We start from the raw sequence: 944 nt of genomic DNA, 5'->3' as shown, positions 1-944 counted from the left end.
TTAACTGAGTTACCTTTTTCATCTACGAAGTGAACTACTGCCACTTGTGATCCGTCTTTAACATACGTAATTGTAGTGTTTTGAGTTGGATCTGTTGGTACTGGTGGTAAATCGTATCCACCATTTGGATTTTTCGTTAATGGTGTTCCATCTGGTCCTACTGGAGTTGTTCCAGGGATTTCAGGAATTGTTGTAGTTGGTGTAGTTGGAGTTCCTGGTCTTGTTGGATCTTCTGGAGTCGCATTTGGATATGGTTTTGGTGTCTTATCGAAGTTCGCTGGAGGTGTTACACCTGCTGGAACTACTGGCACATATGAACCAAGTTTGCGGTAGATAATTGTTTCTTCTGTATCTTTATCTGTCGCTTGAACTCCTGTTACCTCAGTAGATTTAGCAGCTGAAGCAACATATCCTGCTTTCGCCTCTGTTGTTTCAGGTTCGAATGTATTATTCTCATCTTTAAGCGTCCAAGTACCAAAGTTAGAAATTGCTCCCGTTACAGTATCAATCTCAGCTGTACGAGTAAATGTAATTGTTTGTACTTTATCCTCAGCTGCTTTAGTTCCATCTTCGTATACATAGTGAACTGTACGTGTTACTTCTTCAATTAATCCTAATTCTTTGTACGTACGTCCTTTAGGGTCGTTTGGTACTACATCGTTAGGTTTTGGAGTAACATCTGGTGTTGATGGATCTTTTGGTGCGTTTGGATCTACCGTTTGTTTTGTAGGATTGTACACTACTGTTTCAACGATGTCTTCATCTGTTGCTGTTACACCTGTTTTTTCAGCTACTTTTTCTACTGTTGGTGTGTAGTTAGGTACTGCTGGCGATACTTTCTCTGTGAATTTATCGCCGTTTACTGGAGTCCATGGTGCATCTTCTTTCGTTGATGCTGTTACACCATCCGCTGCTAAGTACGTTACTTCACCTGTTACAGCGTT

General features: G+C 40.8%; 1 pseudogene. It reads right to left on the bottom strand.

From position 1 onward, the window contains the following. Positions 1-944, bottom strand: a pseudogene (locus NMM17_RS09540) (hypothetical protein); the annotation flags it as partial.

Source organism: Streptococcus sp. CF7_Ac1-12 (assembly GCF_024295905.1).
GTDB classification, from domain to species: Bacteria; Bacillota; Bacilli; order Lactobacillales; family Streptococcaceae; genus Streptococcus; species Streptococcus mitis_AP.
The sequence above is the reverse complement of the archived record's forward strand: the minus strand, read 5'-3'. Positions and strand labels throughout refer to the sequence as shown.